13 protein-coding genes are annotated in these 18168 nt (G+C 72.3%); 11 read left to right on the top strand and 2 right to left on the bottom strand.

The genetic code is table 11. The features are described 5' to 3' along the window. The first annotated feature begins 4 nt into the window (after window positions 1-4). The 8 genes from trpC (at window position 5) to NI26_RS08605 (ending at window position 13433) form a co-directional block, all read left to right on the top strand. Complete coding sequence (gene trpC / locus NI26_RS08640) at window positions 5-805, top strand: indole-3-glycerol phosphate synthase TrpC (RefSeq protein WP_066658277.1); 801 nt, start codon at window positions 5-7, stop codon at window positions 803-805. A gap of 62 nt (window positions 806-867) precedes the next feature. Continuing rightward, the gene (gene trpB, locus NI26_RS08635; RefSeq protein WP_066654498.1) at window positions 868-2082 is read left to right on the top strand and encodes a tryptophan synthase subunit beta; all 1215 of its coding nucleotides are present in this window, start codon (window positions 868-870) and stop codon (window positions 2080-2082) included. Next, on the top strand, window positions 2079-2882 hold the full coding sequence (trpA, locus tag NI26_RS08630) for a tryptophan synthase subunit alpha (RefSeq protein WP_066654497.1): 804 nt from the start codon (window positions 2079-2081) through the stop codon (window positions 2880-2882). Before trpB ends, trpA begins: the two co-directional genes overlap by 4 nt. Before the next feature lie 202 nt (window positions 2883-3084). Continuing rightward, a complete protein-coding gene (lgt, locus tag NI26_RS08625; protein WP_081984882.1) occupies window positions 3085-4080 on the top strand; it encodes a prolipoprotein diacylglyceryl transferase in 996 nt (331 codons plus the stop codon). Between the two features lie 347 nt (window positions 4081-4427). Continuing rightward, on the top strand, window positions 4428-8903 hold the full coding sequence (gene gltB, locus NI26_RS08620) for a glutamate synthase large subunit (RefSeq protein ID WP_235426634.1): 4476 nt from the start codon (window positions 4428-4430) through the stop codon (window positions 8901-8903). 95 nt (window positions 8904-8998) lie between these two features. After that, the gene (locus NI26_RS08615) at window positions 8999-10456 is read left to right on the top strand and encodes a glutamate synthase subunit beta (RefSeq protein WP_066654496.1); all 1458 of its coding nucleotides are present in this window, start codon (window positions 8999-9001) and stop codon (window positions 10454-10456) included. Window positions 10457-10595: 139 nt separating this feature from the next. Beyond that, entirely contained in the window at window positions 10596-12041 is a 1446-nt protein-coding gene (pyk, locus tag NI26_RS08610; protein WP_066654495.1) for a pyruvate kinase, read from the top strand. 315 nt (window positions 12042-12356) lie between these two features. After that, on the top strand, window positions 12357-13433 hold the full coding sequence (locus tag NI26_RS08605; protein ID WP_066654492.1) for a VIT1/CCC1 transporter family protein: 1077 nt from the start codon (window positions 12357-12359) through the stop codon (window positions 13431-13433). Window positions 13434-13521: 88 nt separating this feature from the next. Here NI26_RS08605 and NI26_RS08600 read toward each other — a convergent pair whose 3' ends face one another. Beyond that, window positions 13522-14094: an HdeD family acid-resistance protein gene (locus NI26_RS08600; protein ID WP_158407755.1), complete on the bottom strand. Its 573-nt coding sequence runs from the start codon at window positions 14092-14094 to the stop codon at window positions 13522-13524. Window positions 14095-14317: 223 nt separating this feature from the next. On the opposite strand from NI26_RS08600, the gene exaC reads away from it, so the two are divergent. The 3 genes from exaC to NI26_RS08585 are packed head-to-tail and all read left to right on the top strand — an operon-like array spanning window position 14318 to window position 17535. Next, window positions 14318-15859 (top strand): acetaldehyde dehydrogenase ExaC, encoded by a 1542-nt coding sequence (gene exaC, locus NI26_RS08595; RefSeq protein ID WP_066654488.1) that lies wholly within the window; start codon window positions 14318-14320, stop codon window positions 15857-15859. After that, window positions 15859-16272, top strand: a complete 414-nt coding sequence (locus NI26_RS08590; protein ID WP_066654485.1) for a DUF779 domain-containing protein — start codon at window positions 15859-15861, stop codon at window positions 16270-16272. The genes exaC and NI26_RS08590 overlap by 1 nt, the downstream gene beginning before the upstream one ends. A gap of 54 nt (window positions 16273-16326) precedes the next feature. Then, window positions 16327-17535, top strand: a complete 1209-nt coding sequence (locus NI26_RS08585) for a GAF domain-containing protein (protein WP_066654484.1) — start codon at window positions 16327-16329, stop codon at window positions 17533-17535. Window positions 17536-17619: 84 nt separating this feature from the next. Here NI26_RS08585 and NI26_RS08580 read toward each other — a convergent pair whose 3' ends face one another. After that, a complete protein-coding gene (locus tag NI26_RS08580; protein ID WP_066654482.1) occupies window positions 17620-18144 on the bottom strand; it encodes a hypothetical protein in 525 nt (174 codons plus the stop codon). Window positions 18145-18168 lie beyond the last annotated feature (24 nt).

Below are 18168 nucleotides of genomic sequence, written 5' to 3'. Positions count from 1 at the left end.
GAACGTGCTCGAGACCCTCGTCGCGGGCGCGCTCGAGGACGCCGCCGCCCGTCGTGTCGACCGTCCGCTCTCGGACGTCGAGCGCGACCTGGACCGGGTGGCGTCGCCGCTCGACGCCCTCGACTTCCTGTCGCCCGGCGACCGCGTGAAGATCCTCGCCGAGGTCAAGCGTGCGAGCCCGTCGCGCGGCTCCATGGCGCCCATCGAGGACCCGGCCGCCCTCGCCGCCGACTACGAGCGTGGCGGAGCGTCGACGATCAGCGTGCTCACCGAGGGGCGGAAGTTCCTCGGCAGCCTCGCCGACCTCGAGGCGGTGAAGGCGCGCGTGTCGCTGCCGGTGCTGCGCAAGGACTTCATCGCCGACCCGTACCAGGTGCTCGAGGCCCGCGCCGCCGGTGCCGACCTGGTGCTGCTCATCGTGGCGGCGCTCCAGCAGCGACAGCTCGTGGAGCTGCACGAGCTCGCCGAGCAGCTCGGCATGCGCGTGCTCGTCGAGGCCCACTCCGGTGACGAGGTCTCCCGTGGCCTCGACGCCGGCGCGCGGATCCTCGGCGTCAACGCCCGCGACCTCACCGACTTCTCGCTGGACCGCGACCTCTTCGGCTCCCTCGCCGACCGCATCCCCGACGGGGTCGTGCGCGTCGCCGAGTCGGCCGTCGCCGCGCCCGCCGACGTCGCCCACTACCGCGCAGCGGGTGCCGACGTCGTCCTGGTGGGGGAGGCGCTCGTCACGGGCGCGGACCCCGCCACCACCCTCGCGTCGTTCATCGCCGCCGCGGACGGCTCCGGCCGCCCGCGCGCCTGACCGACACCGTCCCACCGGTCGCCCCGCACACCGGGGCGTCCGAACACCCCGGGAGACCCACCGTGACCTCACTCCGTGACCTGCAGGGCCCGTACTTCGGCGACTTCGGCGGACGCTTCGTCCCCGAGTCGCTCGTGCTCGCGCTCGACGAGCTCGAGACCGCCTTCCGCGCGGCCTGGGCGGACCCGGCGTTCCGCGAGGAGCTCGACACGCTCCAGCGCGAGTACACCGGCCGCCCGTCGATCATCACCGAGGCGCCGCGGTTCGCGAAGCACGCCGGTGGTGCCCGGATCATCCTCAAGCGCGAGGACCTCAACCACACCGGTTCGCACAAGATCAACAACGTGCTCGGTCAGGCCCTCGTCGCGAAGCGGCTCGGCAAGACCCGGCTCATCGCCGAGACGGGAGCCGGGCAGCACGGCGTCGCGACGGCCACCGCCGCTGCGCTCTTCGGGATGGACTGCGTCGTGTACATGGGCGCCGTCGACACCGAGCGCCAGGCACTGAACGTGGCGCGGATGCGGCTGCTCGGTGCCGAGGTGATCCCGGTCGAGACGGGTTCGCGCACGCTGAAGGACGCCATCAACGACGCGCTGCGCGACTGGGTGGCGAACGTCGACTCGACGCACTACCTGCTCGGCACCGTCGCGGGGCCGCACCCGTTCCCGGAGATGGTCCGCGAGTTCCACAAGGTGATCGGCGAAGAGGCCCGACAGCAGGTCCTCGACCGCATCGGTCGCCTGCCGGACGCCGTCGCCGCGTGCGTCGGCGGCGGCTCGAACGCGATGGGCATCTTCGAGGCCTTCCTCGACGACGAGTCGGTCCGGTTGCACGGCTTCGAGGCCGGCGGCGACGGCATCGAGACGGGGCGGCACGCCGCGAGCATCTCGCTCGGGCGCACCGGTGTCCTCCAGGGCACGATGTCGTACCTCATGCAGGACGAGGACGGCCAGACCATCGAGAGCCACAGCATCTCGGCGGGCCTCGACTACCCGAGCGTCGGTCCCGAGCACGCCTACCTGGCCTCGATCGGCCGCGCGCAGTACTCGCCGATCACCGACGCCGAGGCGATGGAGGCCTTCCGCCTGCTCGGCCGGACCGAGGGCATCCTGCCGGCCATCGAGTCGGCGCACGCGCTCGCAGGGGCGATCAAGCTGGGCAAGGAACTCGGCCCCGACGGCGTCGTGCTGGTGTCCCTGTCCGGACGTGGTGACAAGGACGTCGCGTCCGCCAGTCGCTACTTCGGCATCCTCGACGAGAACGCGGTGCAGCTGTGACGAACCCCGGTCCCTCCACCTCGGTCGCGACGACGATCGACACCGCCAACGCCGAGCGCGCCGGAGCCGTCGTCGGGTACCTGCCCGCCGGCTTCCCCGACCTGCAGACGAGCGTGGACGCGGCGGTCGCCCTCGCCGAGAACGGCGTCGACGTCATCGAGCTCGGCCTGCCGTACTCCGACCCGGTGATGGACGGTCCGGTGATCCAGCGCGCCGCGGAGGAGAGCCTGGCGAACGGCTTCCGTGTCGCGCAGGTCTTCGACGCCGTCGACCAGATCACGAGCCGTGTCGACGTGCCCGTGCTCGTCATGACCTACTGGAACCCGGTGCTCCGGTACGGGGTCGACCGGTTCGCCGACGACCTCGTCGCGGCCGGGGCGTCCGGGCTCATCACCCCGGACCTCATCCCGGACGAGGGTCGCGCCTGGATCGACGCCTCCGAGCGCACCGGGCTCGACCGGGTCTTCCTCGCGGCGCCGTCCTCGACGGACACCCGCATGGAGCAGGCGGTCCGCTCCAGCCGCGGCTTCGTCTACGCCGTGTCGACGATGGGCGTCACCGGCGCCCGCGTCGGCGTCGACACCGCCGCCCGCACCGTCGTGTCGCGACTGCGCGACGCCGGTGTGGAGCGCACGTGCGTCGGCCTCGGCATCTCGACGGCAGACCAGGTGCGCGAGGTCCTCGAGTACGCCGACGGGGCGATCGTCGGGTCCGCCTTCGTGCGCGCCCTCGCCGACCTCGGCGTGCAGGGGGTCGCGGACCGCGCGGCCGACCTGACCAGCGGCGCCGCGCGCAGCTGAGGCGAGCACCGGTCCGGACGGGAGGCGCGGTGTCGGTGGGTCGACCGGCGCACCGGCCCCGCGCCTCCCGTGCGCCGTGCTCCCAGTTCCCACAGGTCGACCCACCCCGTTCCTGGTCGGCGCGGTTCCCGCGCTACAGTGAGCGGGGCCGACCCTCCAGCGGCACCGCGGCCGTCCAGCACCGAAAGGCGACAGCACCTCCATGCCCCTCCTGAGCATCCCGAGCCCGAGCACCGCGTGGCAGTACTTCGACCTGACCGCCTGGCTGCGCGACGTCTTCGGGTGGTCGCTCCCGCTCGACTTCCGCATCCACGCGTACGCGATCTGCATCCTGCTGGGCATCGTCGCGGCCGTCGTGCTCGCGAACCGGCGGCTCAACGCCCGCGGGGTCGAGCGCTGGATCATCATCGACATCGCGATCTGGGCGGTGCCCGCCGGCATCATCGGCGGTCGGTTGTTCCACGTGTTCAGCCACGTCAGCGACTACTTCGGGCCGGGGCGTGACCCGCTCTCGTTCCTCTACATCTGGGAGGGCGGGCTGGCCATCTTCGGCGCGCTCATCCTCGGGTCGGTCGGTGCGTACATCGGGTGCCGTCAGGTGGGCCTGCGCTTCTCGACCCTGATCGACGCGATCGCTCCCGGCGTCCTGCTCGCCCAGGCGTTCGGTCGCCTCGGCAACTACTTCAACCACGAGCTCTTCGGCATGCCGACGAGCCTGCCGTGGGGGCTCGAGATCGAGTCGTCGAACGCGGCGTTCCCGAAGGGGCTGCCCGAGGGCACCCTGTTCCACCCGACCTTCCTCTACGAGATCATCTGGAACGTCGTGGGCGTCGTCGTGATCCTGCTGCTCGACAAGCGGTTCCGGCTGCAGTGGGGCAAGGTCATGGCGCTCTACCTGATCTGGTACGGCACCGGTCGCTCGGTCCTCGAGTCCATCCGCGTCGACACGAGCGAGACCTTCGCCGGGATCCGCACGAACGTCTGGATGTCCTTCGCCGCGATCCTGCTCGGCATCGTGATCTTCCTCGTGCAGACCCGTCGGCACACCGGCAACGAGCCCAGCCCGTACCTGCCGGGTCGCGAGCCGCGTCGGTCCTCCGATGTAGACTCGGACGACACCTGGTCGGAACACGACGACGACGCTCCGGCGGTCGCCGACGACGCCGATCCGGTCCCAGCAGCAGGCCGCGCGCGGTAACTCCGCGACCGGCAGCACCGGCTCCTCGGACGGCACCCGCCGGCCGCGGGGCACCATCCGAACGGTCGGGTCGCCACGAGCGGCCCCGCCACCTCGCGCGTCGTCTGCGCACCCTCCACGGCGACGCGCACGGGCACCAGGTCCGCCCGCTCGGGCGGAACGCACCACCGGGCCACCGACGTCCCTGTTCCACTCCCTCGTGAGGACGGTTCCCCATGGCGCTCCAGCCAGACCCTGCCCCCCGTTCGACGCGCTCCCTGCAGCCGGCGCACCGACGATTCTCGGCCGTGCCCGAGGCGACCGGTGCGTACGACCCGGCGAACGAGAAGGACGCCTGCGGCCTCGCGATGGTCGCGACGCTCCGCGGTACCGCGGGGCACGACATCGTCGACGCCGCGCTGGGTGCACTCCGGAACCTCGAGCACCGCGGTGCCGTCGGTTCCGACGCGGGCACCGGTGACGGCGCGGGCATCCTGTGCCAGGTGCCGGACGCGTTCCTGCGCGACGAGGTGTCGTTCGACCTGCCCGCCGCGGGGGAGTACGCCGTCGGGACGGCCTACCTGCCCGTCGACGAGGACGAGCGCCACGCGGTGAAGGGTGCGGTCGAGCGCCTGGCCCGCGAGGAGGGCCTGAAGGTCCTCGGGTGGCGTGCGGTCCCGGTGCGGCCGGAGGTCCTCGGGACGCTCGCGCGCGCCGCGATGCCGGCGTTCGAGCAGCTGTTCGTCGCCTCCACCCGTCACGACGTGCACGGCGCCGCCTGGAGCGGCATCGCCCTCGACCGGCAGGCCTTCCGGCTGCGCAAGCGCGCGGAGCACGGCGTCGAGGTCTACTTCATGTCGCTGTCGAGCCGCACCATGGTCTACAAGGGCATGGTCACGACGCTCCAGCTCGAGCCGTTCTACCCGGACCTCAGCGACGAGCGCTTCGCCTCGAAGCTCGCGATCGTGCACTCGCGCTACTCGACGAACACCTTCCCGTCGTGGCCGCTGGCGCAACCGTTCCGGACGCTCGCCCACAACGGCGAGATCAACACCGTCCGCGGCAACCGGAACTGGATGCGGGCGCGCCAGTCGCAGCTCGAGAGCGAGCTGCTCGGCGACCTCGCACCGCTGCTGCCGATCGTCAGCCCGGGCGCGAGCGACTCGGCGTCGTTCGACGAGACCCTCGAGCTGCTCACGCTGACCGGCCGCAGCCTGCCGCACGCGGTGTCGATGATGGTGCCGGAGGCCTGGGAGAACCAGGTCGGGATGGACCCCGACCTGCGGGCGTTCTACGAGTACCACTCGATGCTCATGGAGCCGTGGGACGGCCCGGCGGCCATCACGTTCACCGACGGCGCGGTCGTCGGCGCGACGCTCGACCGCAACGGCCTGCGTCCCGGGCGATTCCTGGTGACCGACGACGGCCTCATCGTGATGGGCTCGGAGACGGGCGTCATCGACGTGCCGCCGGGCAAGGTCGTCCGCAAGGGCCGCCTGCGTCCGGGTCGGATGTTCGTCGTGGACACCGAGGCCGGGCGGATCATCGAGGACGACGAGGTCAAGCGCGAGCTGGCGACCGCGGGGCCGTGGGCGCAGTGGCTCGACGAGGGGCGCATCAACCTGAGCGACCTGCCGGAGCGCGAGCACATCGTGCACACCCCGGCGTCGGTCACCCGGCGACAGCGCGCGTTCGGCTACACGGAGGAAGAGGTCCGCATCCTCCTCCGCCCGATGGCGCAGACGGGTGCGGAGCCCCTCGGCGCGATGGGCTCGGACACGCCGATCGCCGTGCTCTCCGAGCGCCCGCGCCTGCTGTTCGACTACTTCACGCAGCAGTTCGCGCAGGTGACGAACCCGCCGCTGGACTCGATCCGCGAGCAGGTCATCACCTCGATGGGCATGGGCCTCGGGCCGGAGCGCAACCTGCTGAGCGCCGGCCCCGAGCACGCGAAGCAGATCGTGCTCGACTTCCCGGTGATCGACAACGACGAGCTCGCGAAGATCCAGCACTTCGAGACGGAGTCCGGTCGGCACCTGACGGTGACGATCAAGGGCCTGTACCGCGTCGACGCGGGCAAGAAGGCGATGCAGAAGCGCATCGCCGCGGTCTGCGACGAGGTCGACCAGGCGATCGAGTCGGGCAAGCAGTTCATCGTGCTGTCCGACCGTGACGGCAACGCCGAGCAGGCACCCGTGCCGAGCCTGCTGCTGCTCGCTGCGGTGCACCACCACCTCATCCGCACCGAGCAGCGCATGAAGGTCGGACTCATCGTCGAGGCCGGCGACGTGCGCGAGGTCCACCACGTCGCGACCCTGATCGGCTACGGCGCCTCGGCGATCAACCCGTACCTGGCCATGGAGACCTGCGAGAACCTCGTGCGCTCGGGGATGATCACCGGGATCACCCCGGAGCAGGCCGTCCGGAACGTCATCAAGGCGCTCGGCAAGGGCGTGCTCAAGATCATGTCGAAGATGGGCATCTCGACGGTGTCCAGCTACGCCGGCGCCCAGGCGTTCGAGGCGGTCGGGCTCAGCCAGGAGTTCGTCGACCGGTACTTCACCGGGACGTCGTCCATCCTCGGTGGCGTCGGGATCGAGGTCATCGCCAAGGAGAACGCCGAGCGGCACGCCCAGGCGTACCCGCAGGACGGCGCCGTGCTGTCGCACGAGCGGCTGCAGACCGGCGGCGAGTACCAGTGGCGCCGTGAGGGTCCGCCGCACCTGTTCAACCCGGACACGGTGTTCCGGCTCCAGCACGCCACCCGTGCCCGTCGGTACGACATCTTCCGCGAGTACTCGCAGGCGGTCGACGACCAGTCCGAGGAGCTCATGACGCTCCGCGGTCTGTTCCGGTTCCGTCACGGCGTCCGGAAGCCGATCGCGTTGGACGAGGTCGAGCCGATCGAGTCGATCGTGCAGCGGTTCAACACCGGCGCGATGTCCTACGGGTCGATCTCACAAGAGGCCCACGAGACCCTCGCGATCGCGATGAACCGCCTCGGTGCGCGCTCGAACACGGGCGAGGGCGGCGAGGACGTCGAGCGTCTGCTCGACCCCGAGCGTCGCAGTGCGATCAAGCAGGTCGCCTCCGGTCGGTTCGGCGTCACGAGCATGTACCTGACGCACGCGACCGACATCCAGCTGAAGATGGCGCAGGGCGCGAAGCCGGGCGAGGGCGGGCAGCTGCCGCCGACGAAGGTGTACCCGTGGGTCGCCCGCACGCGGCACGCCACCGCCGGCGTCGGACTCATCTCGCCGCCGCCGCACCACGACATCTACTCGATCGAGGACCTCAAGCAGCTGATCTTCGACGTCAAGCGGGCGAACCCGGCCGCGCGCGTCCACGTGAAGCTCGTGAGCCAGTCCGGCATCGGCGCGGTCGCAGCGGGCGTGACGAAGGCGCTGGCCGACGTCGTGCTCGTGTCGGGCCACGACGGTGGCACCGGCGCGTCCCCGCTCAACTCGCTGAAGCACGCGGGCACCCCGTGGGAGATCGGTCTCGCCGAGACCCAGCAGACCCTGATGCTGAACGGCATGCGCGACCGGGTGGTCGTGCAGGTGGACGGGCAGATGAAGACCGGCCGTGACGTCGTCGTGGCGGCGCTGCTCGGCGCCGAGGAGTACGGCTTCGCGACGGCTCCGCTCGTCGTCGAGGGCTGCATCCTCATGCGCGTCTGCCACCTGGACACGTGCCCGGTCGGCGTCGCGACGCAGAACCCGGAGCTCCGGAAGCGCTTCACGGGCAAGCCGGAGTTCGTCGTCAACTTCTTCGAGTTCATCGCGCAGGAGGTCCGGGAGCTCCTCGCCGAGCTCGGCTTCCGCACGCTGGACGAGGCGATCGGGCAGGTCGACGCGCTCGACACCGACCGTGCCGTCGAGCACTGGAAGGCCTCCGGTCTCAACCTCGCGCCGGTGCTGCACGGACCGGAGTTCGGCCGCGACGAGCCCCGACGCCACCTGCGTGAGCAGGACCACGAGCTCGACGAGCACTTCGACGTGCAGCTCGTCCAGCAGACGGCGGACGTGCTGGAGCACGGTGGTTCCGTTGCGCTCGACCTGCCGATCCGCAACACGGAGCGCGCGGTCGGCACCATGCTCGGCCACGAGGTCACGCTGCGGCACGGCGAGCACGGCCTGCCCGCCGGGTCGATCGACATCACGCTGCGCGGCTCGGCCGGGCAGTCCCTCGGTGCGTTCCTGCCCGCCGGCATCACGCTCCGCCTGGTCGGGGACAGCAACGACTACGTCGGCAAGGGCCTGTCCGGCGGCGCCATCGTCGTCCGTCCGGACACCGAGTCGGCGTTCGAACCGTCGGAGAACGTCATCGCCGGCAACGTCATCGGCTACGGCGCGACCCAGGGCAGCATGTTCATCCGCGGCATCGTGGGCGAGCGCTTCCTCGTCCGCAACTCCGGCGCGACCGCGGTCGTCGAGGGCGTCGGCGACCACGCACTCGAGTACATGACCGGCGGGCTCGCACTGATCCTGGGCGAGACCGGACGCAACCTCGGCGCCGGTATGTCCGGCGGCACCGCGTACGTGCGCGGCCTCCGTCGGGAACACGTGAACGCCGACGCGCTGGCGACCGGTGAGCTGCGGCTCGAGGAACTGGACAGCGCCGACGTCGAGATCGTCACCGACCTGCTCCGGCAGCACCTCGCCGAGACCGGGTCGACCGTGGCCGGCGACCTGCTCGACTCCGGCGACCTCGGCGACTTCGTCAAGGTGCTCCCGCGGGACTACGCCGCCGTGCTCGCAACCCGCCAGCAGGCGGTCGACGAGGGCCTCGACCCCGACGGCACCGTCGTCTGGAACCGCATCCTGGAGGTCACCGGTGGCTGACACGACCCGGGCCGCCGTGCGGACCCCGATCCCGACCGACGCGGACATCCACACCCACACCCCCGTCCAGACCCAGACCGAGCAGGAGGCGAACCATGGCTGACCCGAAGGGCTTCCTCAAGGTGCAGGAGCGCGAGCTCCCGCCCCGCCGTCCCGTGCCCGTGCGCCTCATGGACTGGAAGGAGGTCTACGAGCAGCAGGAGTCCGGTGCCCTGAAGCGACAGGCCGGTCGCTGCATGGACTGCGGCGTCCCCTTCTGCCACCAGGGCTGCCCGCTCGGGAACCTCATCCCGGAGTGGAACGACCTGACCTGGCGCGGTGAGGGTCGACAGGCGATCGAGCGTCTGCACGCGACCAACAACTTCCCGGAGTTCACCGGGAAGCTCTGCCCGGCCCCGTGCGAGGCGTCCTGCGTGCTCGGCATCAACCAGCCGCCGGTCACGATCAAGCAGGTCGAGGTCTCGATCATCGACGAGGCGTACAAGAACGGCTGGGTCACCCCGCACCCGCCGGAGCGCCTGACCGGCAAGACCGTCGCGGTGGTCGGGTCCGGCCCCGCCGGTCTCGCGGCCGCCCAGCAGCTCACGCGCGCCGGGCACACGGTCGCCGTGTACGAGCGCGACGACCGCATCGGCGGCCTGCTGCGCTACGGCATCCCGGACTTCAAGATGGAGAAGCGCCAGATCGACGCGCGCCTCGCCCAGATGCAGGCCGAGGGCACCCGCTTCCGCGCCGGTGTGGAGATCGGCGTCGACATCACCTGGGACGACCTGAAGTCCCGCTACGACGCGGTCGTCGTCGCGACGGGCGCCACGGTGCCGCGCGACCTGCCGATCCCGGGGCGTGACCTCGAGGGCGTCCACTACGCGATGGACTACCTCGTCCAGCAGAACAAGGCGAACGCGGGAACCACCGTCGACAACCAGCTCACCGCCGAGGGCAAGCACGTCGTCGTCATCGGCGGTGGCGACACCGGCGCCGACTGCATCGGTACGGCCCACCGTCAGGGCGCCCTGAGCGTGACGAACCTGGCGATCGGCAAACAGCCGCCGCTCGAACGTCCGTCCGAGCAGCCGTGGCCGATGTTCCCGACGGTGTTCGAGGTCACGAGCGCCCACGAGGAGGGCGGCGAGCGGCACTTCCTGGCGTCGACCGTCGAGTTCCTCGGCAACGCCGCCGGCGAGGTCCGCGCGCTCCGGGTGGCGGAGACCGAGTACCTCGACGGCCGGCGCGTGCCGAAGGCGGGCACCGAGCGCGAGATCCCCGCCGACCTGGTGCTCATCGCGATGGGCTTCACCGGTCCGGAGACCGACACGATCGAGCCGCAGCTCGGGCTCCCCGCCACGGTGTCGGGCGCGGTCGCGCGCCAGGCCGACTACTCGACGAACGAGCCGGGCGTGTTCGTGGCGGGCGACGCCGGCCGTGGCCAGTCGCTCATCGTCTGGGCCATCGCCGAGGGACGCGCGGCTGCGTCCAAGGTTGACGAGTACCTCGAGGGCTCGACGATCCTGCCGGCGCCCGTCAAGGCCACCGACCGCGCGCTCACGGTCTGACGCCGTGAACGCCCCCGGAACACCGGTCCACCGATGAGCAGCAGGCCACCGGCACTCGATAGGGTGCTGGTGGCCTGCTCTCGTTCCGCGCGGCCCCACAGCGCGGAAACCGGCACCACCCACCACACGAAGGAATCCATTGAGACGCGCAAAGATCGTTTCGACGCTCGGTCCGGCTACGTCGGACTACGAGACCGTCAAGGAGATCATCGAAGCGGGCGTCGACGTCGCCCGCCTCAACCTCAGCCACGGTGACTACAGCGTCCACGAGGCCAACTACGAGAACGTCCGTCGCGCCGCGGAGGACCTCGGCAAGCCGGTCGCGATCCTCGTCGACCTGCAGGGTCCGAAGATCCGTCTGGCGAAGTTCGCCGACGGTCCGCACGAGCTCGCGGTCGGTGACGTCTTCACGATCACGACCGAGGACGTCCCCGGCTCGAAGGAGATCTGCGGCACGACGTTCAAGGGCCTGCCGCAGGACGTCAAGCCCGGTGACCCGCTGCTCATCGACGACGGCCGTGTGCGCCTGCGCGTGCTCGACACCGACGGCGTGCGTGTGCGCACCGAGGTCGTCGTCGCCGGTACGGTCTCGAACAACAAGGGCATCAACCTGCCCGGCGTCGCCGTCAACGTCCCCGCGCTGAGCGAGAAGGACGAGGCGGACCTCCGCTGGGCGATCCGTCAGGGCGCCGACCTCATCGCGCTGTCGTTCGTCCGCAACGCCTCGGACGTCGTCCGCGCCCACGAGATCATGGACGAGGAGGGCAAGCGCCTCCCGATCATCGCCAAGGTCGAGAAGCCGCAGGCCGTCGACGCCCTCGAGGAGATCATCGACGCCTTCGACAGCATCATGGTCGCCCGTGGTGACCTCGGCGTGGAGCTCCCGCTCGAGGCCGTCCCGATCGTGCAGAAGCGCGCCGTCGAGCTGTCCCGTCGCATGGCGAAGCCGGTCATCGTCGCGACGCAGATGCTCGAGTCGATGATCTCGTCGCCGATCCCGACCCGCGCCGAGACCTCCGACGTCGCGAACGCCGTCCTCGACGGCGCGGATGCCGTCATGCTCTCGGGCGAGACCAGCGTCGGCGAGTACCCGGTGCAGACGGTCCGCACCATGGCCCGCATCGTCGAGTCGACCGAGGACCACGGCCTCGAGCGCATCGCGCCGCTCGGCACGAAGCCGCGCACGCTCGGTGGCGCGATCACGCTCGCCGCGGTCGAGATCGCCGAGTTCACCGAGGCGTCGTACCTCTGCGTCTTCACCGAGTCCGGCGACTCGGCCCGCCGCATGTCCCGACTGCGCCACGGCCTGCCCATCATCGCCTTCACCCCGAACGAGGCCACGCGTCGCCGCATGGCGCTCACCTGGGGTGTCCGCTCGTTCCTCGTGGAGCGCAAGACGCACACCGACGAGCTGTTCTCGCAGGTCGACGACGTGCTGCTCGCGAACGGCCTCGCCGCCCCCGGCGACCGGGTCATCGTGACGGCCGGTTCGCCCCCCGGACTCGAGGGGTCGACGAACGACCTGCGCGTGCACCGCGTCGGCGACGCGCACGCCGAGGCGGCTCCCGCCTACGTGCGGGACTGACCCCGGTCACCACGCCGACAGGGCGCGGACGGGAGGCACGGCGCGACACCGCGCACGGCCTCCGGTCCGCGCCCTGTCGCGTGTCCGCCCGTGCGTCGCGTCGAGTCACCGGCGTGCCGACACGCCGGCGTCGCCGCGAGACGGGCCGGAGCGAGCGAGACGCCGTCGGATCCGGCGGCGTCTCGTCGGGACGGCGGCGTCTCGTGGGGACGGCGGCGTCTCGTCGGGACGGCGGCGGCGGTCTCGACACGCAGGAACCGGCCACCCGCGGTGCGGCGCGACCGCGCGTCGGGCCGAGCGGGCAGGATCGGTGCTGTGAGCCTCCAGGACGACCGCCCCACCGCACCCACCGCAGCGGACGTCCGCCGCTGGCGCCGCTACCTGGCGGACGAGCGGGCGGAGGCCGCGGTCTACCGGAACCTGTCGACCCGCAGGACCGGTGAGGAACGCGAGATCCTGGCCGCACTCGCCGACGCCGAGGGTCGGCACGAGCAGCACTGGCTCGACCTGCTCGGTGACGACGTCGGGCGGCCGCTCCGCGGCAGCCTCCGCACCCGGGTCCTCGCCGCGCTCGCGAAGCGGTTCGGTTCCGTGTTCGTCCTGGCGCTCATGCAGCGTGCCGAGGACCGTTCGCCCTACGCCGACGACGACGACGCGACCGCGCGCATGGCGGCCGACGAGCGGATCCACGGCGAGGTCGTCCGCGGCCTCGCGAACCGCGGGCGCATGCGGTTGTCCGGCACCTTCCGCGCAGCGGTGTTCGGCGCCAACGACGGACTCGTCTCGAACCTCGCGCTGATCATCGGCATCAGTGCCTCGGGCGCCGATCGGCACTTCGTGCTGCTCAGCGGCATCGCCGGGCTGCTCGCCGGCGCGCTGTCCATGGGGGCGGGGGAGTACGTCTCGGTGCGGTCCCAACGCGAGCTGCTCGACGCCTCCGCACCCCACCCCGAGGCCGGGCGCGCGGTGGCCGACCTCGACGTCGACGCGAACGAGCTCGCGCTGGTCTACCGGGCCCGGGGCATGGACGAGGCCGCGGCGCAGGAGCACGCGGCCGAGGTCCTCGGCGGTCGAACGGTCTCGGCAGCCGCCGCGACCGACGACCACGAGGCGGTGGGGAGCGGCACGAGTGCGGCGGTGTCGAGCTTCTGCTTCTTCGCCTCGGGCGCGATCATCCCCGTGCTGCCGTACCTGTTCGGGCTCGAGGGCTGGCCGGCGATCGTGCTCGCGGCCGTGCTGGTCGGCATCGCGCTCCTCGGCACCGGCGCGGTCGTCGGCGTGCTCAGCGGCGCGTCGCCGCTGCGGCGGGCGCTGCGCCAGCTCGCGATCGGCTTCGGCGCTGCCGTCGTGACGTACGGCCTCGGCCTGCTGTTCGGGACGGGCAGCGCGTAGCCGTCACCCGGCCAGGCCTGCTGTTCGGGACCGGCAGCGCGGAGTCGGCACCCGGTCGGCGGTCACCGGTCGTCGGGGCTGGCGACCCTCACCGCCGGTCGGTGCGACCGGTGCCGACCGCCTCACGGCGGACCGCAGCGCGCGGCGGCAGCAGGAGGAGCGCGGCCGCGCCGACGCCGATCAGCGCGATGCCGGAGAACACCGTGAAGACCGACAGCGCGAGCGCCGGCGCGACGAGCACGACCACGCCGCCGATGCACGACAGCAGGCCGCTCACCACGGTCGGCGATCGCGAGGAACCGGGGTGGCCCACGACGGCACCGACGAGCGCGGCGACGCCCTCCACGAGGAACCCCACCCCGGCCAGCACCGCGTAGACGAGGAGCGGGACGGCGGGAGCGAGGAGCGCGACGAGTCCCGCCACCCCGACGAGCCCGCCGACGGCACCCGCCGTCCACCGCCACACCGCGGACGTCCCGTGCCCGCGGACCGCGGCGACCACGCGCATCGTGCCGGCGACCACGAGGTAGACGCCGAAGACGAGGGCGACGAGCACGATCGACGGCGCGGGCCAGACGACGGCCACGATGCCGAGCACGATCGCGACGACGGCCGTGGCGACGACGAACGCACGGAAGGACCGCACGGCGCGAGAGTCCACGGGTGCCCCTTCCGCTCGGTCCGCGAGGACACCGACGGTACCCGGGGGCGGTCGCCGGTGTCCGGGGGAGGCCGCGGGCGCTCTGGGGAGGTCACGGACGCCCGGGGCGGTCGCCGCCGCCCGGGGTCGCCACCCGGCGCAACCGCTTGCAACCCCCGGCGTCGTACCGTCGCCGCAGGTGCTGGACCAGCGCCACCGACAGCGTCGTCGAAAGGTGTCCACCATGACCATCGCAGCATCGCCATCGACCTACGCCGCACCCGGCGAGGACGGGGCGCTCGTCTCCTACCGTTCCCGGTACGACCACTTCATCGGCGGCGAGTACGTCCCGCCCGCCGGCGGCCGGTACTTCGAGAACCCCACGCCGGTGACGGGCAGGGTCTTCACCGAGGTCGCCCGGGGGGACTCGACCGACGTTGACCGGGCGGTGGAGGCCGCCTGGAGGGCCTTCCCCGCCTGGTCGCGCACGAGCGTCGCCGAGCGCGCCGGCATCCTCAACCGGATCGCCGACCGGATGGAGGCGCACCTCGAGGAGCTCGCGGTCGCCGAGACCTGGGAGAACGGCAAGCCGATCCGCGAGACCCTCGGCGCGGACATCCCGCTCGCCGTCGACCACTTCCGCTACTTCGCCGGGGCGATCCGCGCGCAGGAGGGCTCGACGGGGGAGATCGACCACGACACCGTCGCCTACCACTTCCACGAACCGCTCGGCGTCGTCGGGCAGATCATCCCGTGGAACTTCCCGATCCTCATGGCGGTGTGGAAGCTCGCGCCGGCCCTCGCCGCCGGCAACTGCGTCGTGCTCAAGCCCGCGGAGCAGACGCCGGCATCGATCCACGTGCTGGTGGAACTGATCCGCGACCTCGTGCCCGCCGGGGTCCTCAACGTCGTGAACGGGTTCGGCATCGAGGTCGGCGCGCCGCTCGCCCAGCACCCGGACATCCGCAAGGTCGCCTTCACGGGGGAGACCACCACCGGCCGGCTCATCATGCAGTACGCCTCGCAGAACCTGATCCCGGTGACGCTCGAGCTCGGCGGGAAGAGCCCGAACGTGTTCTTCGCCGACGTCGCGCAGGAGCGGGACTCCTTCTACGACAAGGCCCTCGAGGGGTTCGCGTTCTTCAACCTCAACCAGGGCGAGGTCTGCACGTGCCCGTCCCGGGCGTTGGTGGCGCGCGAGATCTACGACGGGTTCGTCGCGGACGGGCTCGACCGGGTGCGCGCGGTCAAGCAGGGACACCCGCTGGACCCGGCGACGATGATCGGCGCGCAGGCGTCGAACGACCAGCTCGAGAAGATCCTGAGCTACATCGACATCGGGAAGCAGGAGGGGGCGAAGCTGCTGACGGGCGGCGAGCGGGCGGACCTCGGCGGTGACCTGTCCGGCGGCTACTACGTGCAGCCCACCGTCTTCGAGGGCGACAACGCCATGCGCATCTTCCAGGAGGAGATCTTCGGCCCCGTGCTCGCGCTCACCAGCTTCGACGGCTACGACGACGCCATCCGGATCGCCAACGACTCCCTCTACGGACTGGGTGCCGGGGTCTGGAGCCGCGAGGCGACGACGCTCTACCGCGCCGGGCGCGACATCCAGGCCGGTCGCGTGTGGTCGAACACCTACCACCAGTACCCGGCCGGAGCGGCGTTCGGCGGGTACAAGCAGTCCGGCATCGGCCGCGAGAACCACAAGATGATGCTCGAGCACTACCAGCAGACGAAGAACCTGCTCGTGTCGTACGCCGACGGTCCGATGGGCTTCTTCTGATGCCCGACCCGGACCGCCCGGCCGCGGCGCGCGTCGCGGTGACGCCGGCTGCGGGGGAGCTCCTGCGCTCCCTCGCCGCTCGGCACGGGCCGCTCATGTTCCACCAGTCCGGCGGCTGCTGCGACGGGTCGAGCCCGATGTGCTACCCGGTCGGGATGTTCCGGACGGGGCCGGCCGACGTGCTCCTCGGTGCGCTCGACGTCGACGGCACCGGACCCGTCGAGGTCTGGATGTCACGCGCGCAGTTCGAGTACTGGAAGTACACGCACCTGACGATCGACGTGGTCGACGGTCGGGGCGCGGGCTTCTCGCTCGAGGTGCCGGAGGGCAAGCGGTTCCTCACGCGGTCGCGCATGCTCACCGACGACGAGCTCGACGACCTCGGTCTGGTCCCCGCGGACCACCGGACGTAGGCTGGCCCCGTCGACCGCGACGACGCGGCGGACGTCTCGTCACGAGGAGGCCCGATGCGCGCACCCGCGGGGCTGCGTCCGCTCGTCGCCGCGTCCTGGCGTCGTTGTGCCCGGGTCGACCCGGACGACCGGCCGTCGCTGGCGCTGGGGCCCGACGAGCTCGACGCGCTCCGCCGCCACGGGCCGCTCGGGACGGCACTGCCCGTGGTGCGGCGGCTGCTGCTCGACGACGTGCGGTCCGCGGGGTGCGTCGTCGCCGTCACCGACGCCGCCGGGCGTCTCGTCTGGGTCGACGGCGCGCGTCCCGCCCGCAGCGCAGCCGAGGACATGGGCTTCCTGCCGGGTGCGGACTGGGCGGAGGAGCGCGCCGGCACGAGCGCGCCCGGTACGGCCCTGCGGCTCGACCGGGCGGTGCAGATCCACGCGGACGAGCACTGGGCGACCGCCGTCAAGGCCTTCTCGTGCACGGCGGTGCCGCTCCACGACCCGACCGGCGCCGTCGTCGGGGCGCTCGACATCACCGGCGATGCGCGCGCGGTCGAACGCCACACCCTGCCGCTCCTCGTCGCCACGGCCGCGGTGGCCGAGGCGGAACTGGCACTCCGGGCGGTGCAGGGCATCCGCACCCCCGGACCGACCGGGGACGTGCCCCGTGGACGCGGCCGCGGTGCGCCGTGTCCGGCCGTCGGACTGGCCCTCCTCGGCTCGGACACCGCGACACTGACCTCCGACGGGCGCACGGTCCGGCTGTCGGAACGGCACTCGGAGATCCTCGCGGTGCTCGCATCGACGCCCGGCGGCCTCGCGGCGGCGGACCTGGCGGTCGCCGTGTACGGCGACCGCGGTGCCGTCACCACGCTCCGTGCCGAGGTGGTGCGCCTGCGTCGCGTGCTCGCGGCGCACGCCCCCGGTGCGACGGTGACCTCGCGACCGTACCGACTCCAGGGGCTGCGGACGGACGTCGACTCCGTCCTGTCCGCGCTCGACCGCGGGGCGCGCCTCCAGGCCGTCGACCGGTACGTCGGCCCGGTCCTGCCCGGTTCCGTCTCGCCGGGCGTCGACGACCTGCGCGACCGGGTCAGGACGCGGTTCCGTGAGGCGCTCGTCGCCGACGGTGGCGTCGAGGCGCTCCAGGCGTGGGCGCGGACGGCGGACGGCGCCGCCGACGCGCAGGTGCTGCGCGCGCTGCTCGCGGTCCTGCCGCCGCGGTCGCCGCGTCGGTCGGCCCTGGTGGCTGCGATCGAGGCGCTCGACGGATCGTGACGGGCGACCCGGCCCGGCCGGGAGGCACGCCACGCGTCGACCGTCCGGCCGACGACGCGCGCCTCCCGCACCGGGTCGTCCCGCTCAGGACCCGGAGGTCGGTGCCGGGGTGGCGGAGCCGTCCGTGCCGCCGTCCCGGTCCGGCTGCGGCGGCTCCGGGGCGTCCGTGCCCTTCGGCGGCGTGGGTGCGTCGCTCTCCTCCGGCTTCGGCGCGTCGGAGCCCGTGGGCGGCTTCGGGGCGTCCGCGCCCTCCGGCGGGGCGGGGACGGCGCCGTCCTTCGGCTTCGGGGCGTCGCCGGCCGCGGGCGGAGCTGCCACGCAGCCCGGAGCCGGAGCGGCGCCCTCCGCGCCCTTCGCGCCGGGACCGGGGGCACCCTTCGTGCCCGGAGTGGGAGCACCGGAGGGTGCACCACTCGGTGCGCCGCTCGGCGCTCCCGTCGGTGCGCTCGTGGCACTCGGTGCGCCGGAGCCGTCCGCGACGGCAGCGGTGACGCCGAGCCCGCCGAGGAGCAGCGCCGCGGCGGCCGCGGAACCGATCCCCACGCGACGCAGGGTGCGCCGACGGCGGTCGGGCGCGGTGACGGGCTGGTCGTGTCGTTCGTCCTGCATGGTGTGCCTTCCGTGTCGGTGTCG

The sequence above is a fragment of the Curtobacterium sp. MR_MD2014 genome (genome assembly GCF_000772085.1).
Lineage (GTDB): Bacteria > Actinomycetota > Actinomycetes > Actinomycetales > Microbacteriaceae > Curtobacterium.
The sequence above is the reverse complement of the archived record's forward strand: the minus strand, read 5'-3'. Positions and strand labels throughout refer to the sequence as shown.